Annotated in this window: 6 protein-coding genes and 1 pseudogene; 5 read left to right on the top strand and 2 right to left on the bottom strand. The window is 67.2% G+C overall.

The genetic code is table 11. The features are described 5' to 3' along the window. Both WA805_RS12950 and WA805_RS12945 read right to left on the bottom strand, forming a co-directional pair. The coding region (locus tag WA805_RS12950) for a nuclear transport factor 2 family protein (RefSeq protein WP_422275199.1) at nucleotides 1-441 on the bottom strand (441 nt) is incomplete at its 3' end. Between the two features lie 437 nt (nucleotides 442-878). Next, complete coding sequence (locus tag WA805_RS12945) at nucleotides 879-1,004, bottom strand: DUF3237 family protein (RefSeq protein ID WP_422337652.1); 126 nt, start codon at nucleotides 1,002-1,004, stop codon at nucleotides 879-881. A gap of 495 nt (nucleotides 1,005-1,499) precedes the next feature. On the opposite strand from WA805_RS12945, the gene WA805_RS12940 reads away from it, so the two are divergent. From WA805_RS12940 to WA805_RS12920, 5 genes and pseudogenes are all read left to right on the top strand, one after another. Next, nucleotides 1,500-1,733 carry a hypothetical protein gene (locus WA805_RS12940; RefSeq protein WP_424563539.1) on the top strand — a complete coding sequence of 78 codons (234 nt, stop codon included), beginning with the start codon at nucleotides 1,500-1,502 and terminating at the stop codon, nucleotides 1,731-1,733. A 24-nt stretch (nucleotides 1,734-1,757) separates the two neighbouring features. After that, a pseudogene (locus WA805_RS12935) lies at nucleotides 1,758-1,985 on the top strand (WhiB family transcriptional regulator); the annotation flags it as partial. A gap of 457 nt (nucleotides 1,986-2,442) precedes the next feature. Beyond that, nucleotides 2,443-2,760 carry a hypothetical protein gene (locus WA805_RS12930; protein WP_425242452.1) on the top strand — a complete coding sequence of 106 codons (318 nt, stop codon included), beginning with the start codon at nucleotides 2,443-2,445 and terminating at the stop codon, nucleotides 2,758-2,760. Continuing rightward, complete coding sequence (locus WA805_RS12925; RefSeq protein WP_425242453.1) at nucleotides 2,703-2,879, top strand: hypothetical protein; 177 nt, start codon at nucleotides 2,703-2,705, stop codon at nucleotides 2,877-2,879. Before WA805_RS12930 ends, WA805_RS12925 begins: the two co-directional genes overlap by 58 nt. A 43-nt stretch (nucleotides 2,880-2,922) precedes the next feature. Then, a complete protein-coding gene (locus tag WA805_RS12920) occupies nucleotides 2,923-3,090 on the top strand; it encodes an SDR family oxidoreductase (RefSeq protein ID WP_425239549.1) in 168 nt (55 codons plus the stop codon). Nucleotides 3,091-3,395: the final 305 nt, after the last annotated feature.

The raw sequence follows: 3,395 nt of genomic DNA, 5'->3' as shown, positions 1-3,395 counted from the left end.
TGCCGGATGGGGTGCCGAGCCCGCGAGCGGGGTGTCGTCGAGGTACCTGATCTCGTAGACGCGCTCGGTGAACTTCCAGCCGCCCGACGTGCGCTGGTAACGGTCGTGGTAGATGCCATAGTTCAGCTCCGACCTGCCATCGCGAAAGCGGGTGAGCTCCGACATGTAGGCCCGGCCGGACGCGGTGTCGCCGTCAAGCACGATCATGCCCGGGTGCGTGGTTTGCACCATGTAGTCCAGCAGAGCCTGCAGTTGCTCGCCCCCGGCGCGCATGTCCTCCCGGCCGACGGCCCCGGCGTACGCGTGGGGGAGCCGGACCGTGCCGTCTTGAGTGAACAATGACGCGAGACGGTCGTAGTCGTGCATCATTACCGCGTCGGTGAACTCGCCGCGCAGCGCCTCGATCTCGACGCGGTCGGCGATGGCCTGCAGGTCGCTCACTGGTCCTCCTTCGTCTGTGCCCCGGTGCCCGCATCACCAACATTGTCACCCGCTGGACCATGTCGTCCTGATGCGGGAACCAGATGCCCACCCCGCAGTTCGCGTTGTGCCATCATCAATCGGGGCTCGGACTGGTGCTTCTGGCGCGGCACGCGAGCCATCGTGCCTGCGTGGCAGCGCAGCCTCCGTGCAGCTGGCACCTGCCCCAGGCCGGACAGGCCACCGGCGGGCCGTGCCCGGCGCTCAAGGCCAAGCGGCTGCATCGACATCCGGCTGCACTCCGTAACACAGCGATCAGGCACACGCAAGAACCGCCTGAATCTGTATTAAGAGAGGCGATGATCGACTGCAAGGCTTTGGCAGCACAGATTGCTTTTTATGGCGCGCCGATCGCAGCTCTCGCGCAAGGGCTCACTGCGGTCGCGGAGACCCTGCGCTTATCGGAGCTCGTAGATTTCGTAGTCGAGTCGTGTCTTGTCGGCGGACAGGACACCTTTGCCGACTGCTTGTACCTCGTTGATCCAGGAGTATCGCGGGTCTCCGGTCTCGAATACGGGGGCTATCAGAGGATCGAGGCCTTGCCGGGTACCAAGAGGGCACCGTCGAGAAACACATCAGCAGCATCCTCATCAAGCTGAATCTGCAGGAGGCCGACGATGACCACCGCCGCGTCCTCGCCGTGATCACATTCCTCAAGGCGCGCTGAGCTCGCCAGGCCCGCATGACGCCGGGACCGTGCAGCGCAGGCGTTCCTTGACACCCCCGGCTGGCGAGTGACAGCAGCGGCCGCGAAACAGCGCACCTGGCCTGCGTTCGCCGTCACAGCAGGCGGGAAGTTCCGCTTCCGGGTTAACCGGGAGGGTTCGGCGTCAGTCCATCGGCTGCCCGGCTTCGGGGTAGCAGGCAGCCTGCGATTCGGGCTAGCTGGGGGCTGGCCTGGGGGCTGGCGCTGATTCGAGGAGACCGCTGACACGGCATCGTCGGGTTACACGGCGGAATCGTCAGCGTCCCTCCGGCGCAGGGGCCCGGGCGGGTCCAGGAGCAAAGGAGAACCACCGATGACCCCACCACCGCACACTATGCAGCTCGCCGGCCGGGCCGACAGGGCGCTGACGATCGCGATCCACGACGCGCTGCGCCGCGACCTGGAACGCCACGGCGGACGCGCCGGAGGGCCTCGAGATCTCGAGGACGCTGGCCGAGAGCTACGCCGACTGCGTCGACTGGCATCAGATCGCCCGGCTAGTGCAGCATGGCTGCACCCGCAGCTCGCCCTGCGCATCGTCGGCTGACGCCGGCTGCGAGGATCCAGCGCGATGACCGCACACGCGAATTGGCGTGACGATGCCGCCTGCCGCGACGCCGATCCGGACCTGTTCTTTCCGGTCGGCACGACCGGACCCGTGCTGCGCCAGATCGACGAGGCAAAACGGATCTGCCGGGCCTGTCCGGCGCAGGGCCAGTGCCTGGCCTGGGCGCTGGACCAACCGATTACCGATGGTGTGTGGGGAGGCACCACGGAGGACGAGCGGCGCTCTATCCGAAGCCTATGGAGAAGTACGACAACGAGCCAGGAAGGCGACGATGACAACGGTTACCAACGAGCAGAGCACCGAGAACATGGAACACGTGCGCGGGCTGCTCAAACGCAAGCAACCGGGATTTTCGGCGACGTTGGAATTGGCCGCGGACATGGTGAGACAGGAGCTACAAGAGAAGCCCCGGGTCATCCAAGGCAGGCTGTCGGCTTACCGAAGGAGAAAGGGTCATGGCATACGGGCACGCCGAACGTAACCTCGCTCTCATAAGCCAGCTCGAAGCCGAAACCAGGCAGCTGCTCGAGAGCCTGGACCATCCGGATCCAGAGCAGTCAGCCTGGCCGCGGGAGAGCGCGGCTGAGCGACGGCCATGGCTTCCTCCCGTTCCTGATACCTCCACGGTATGACAGGCGCGCGAACAGGTCTTGGACGGCAAGCACGCCGGCACCGCACCGTGGACGACATGAGCACCACCAGTCCTGGAAGGGAATCGTCTTGGATCTGCATGGTCAGCGGGTCGTCATCCTGGGCGGCACTGCCGCTTGGCGCCGGCGCGCAGGCGGCTGACCTCACCGACCCGGCCCTGGTCTGCCGCTTGTTCGGCGACCTGGGCGACATCGACCACCTCGTGTTCACCGCGGGCGAGCCGCTGGCGCTGATGAACCTGACCCCCCTGGACCTTGACAAAGCCAGGGAGTTCTTCGCCCTGCGTACTTCGGCGCGCTGTGGGCCGTACACGCCTCCGCGCCGCACCTGCAGCCCGGCGGCTCGATCACCTTGACCACCGGCATCGCCGGCCGCCGCCCCGGTCCCGGATGGGCGGTCGCGGCGGGCATCTGCGGCGCGGTCGAGTCGCTGACCCAGGCGCTGGCCGTCGAACTGGCCCCCCATCCGCGTTAACGCCATCTGCCCCGGCGTGGTCCGGTCCCCGCTGTGAGCCTCGATGAGCAAGACCAGCCGCGAGCAGTTGTACCGCGACACCGCCGAGGCCATCCCCGCCGGCCGGGTCGGCGAGGCCGACGACATCGCGCACGCCTACCTGTTCTGCCTCACTGAGCCGTTCGCCACCGGGTCGATCCTGACCGTCGACGGCGGAACCGCCCTGGCCTGACCACCACCGAGCAACTTACGAAGGAGAGGAACCCCATGCCAGACACGACGAACCCCGGCACCCCGAGGACGTACTCCCCGGCGGCGCGCGGCCACGTCGGTCCCACGAGGCTGGCGGTCAGCGGAGGGAGAGCACCATGGATATGGAACTCGCCGCACCGCCGGTGGAACGCGGCCCCGTGGCTGCAGCGGTGGTGCTGACAGTCAACGGCGAGGAGCACGAGGTCCGGCTCGAGCCGCGCGTGAGCCTGCTTGACGCCGCGCAGCCCGCTCGGCGAGGGAACCTCACTCGTCATCGAACTGCCG

The sequence above is a fragment of the Trebonia sp. genome (genome assembly GCF_049794275.1).
Taxonomy (GTDB): domain Bacteria; phylum Actinomycetota; class Actinomycetes; order Streptosporangiales; family Streptosporangiaceae; genus Trebonia.
Note: the sequence above shows the minus strand (reverse complement) of the source record. Positions and strands in the feature narration are given on the sequence as shown.

Bases quoted from the DNA above. Each gene is read 5' to 3' on its own strand.
- WA805_RS12940 (WP_424563539.1), top strand. From the start codon at position 1,500: ATGACCCCACCACCGCACACTATGCAGCTCGCCGGCCGGGCCGACAGG.
- WA805_RS12930 (WP_425242452.1), top strand. From the start codon at position 2,443: ATGAGCACCACCAGTCCTGGAAGGGAATCGTCTTGGATCTGCATGGTC.
- WA805_RS12920 (WP_425239549.1), top strand. From the start codon at position 2,923: ATGAGCAAGACCAGCCGCGAGCAGTTGTACCGCGACACCGCCGAGGCC.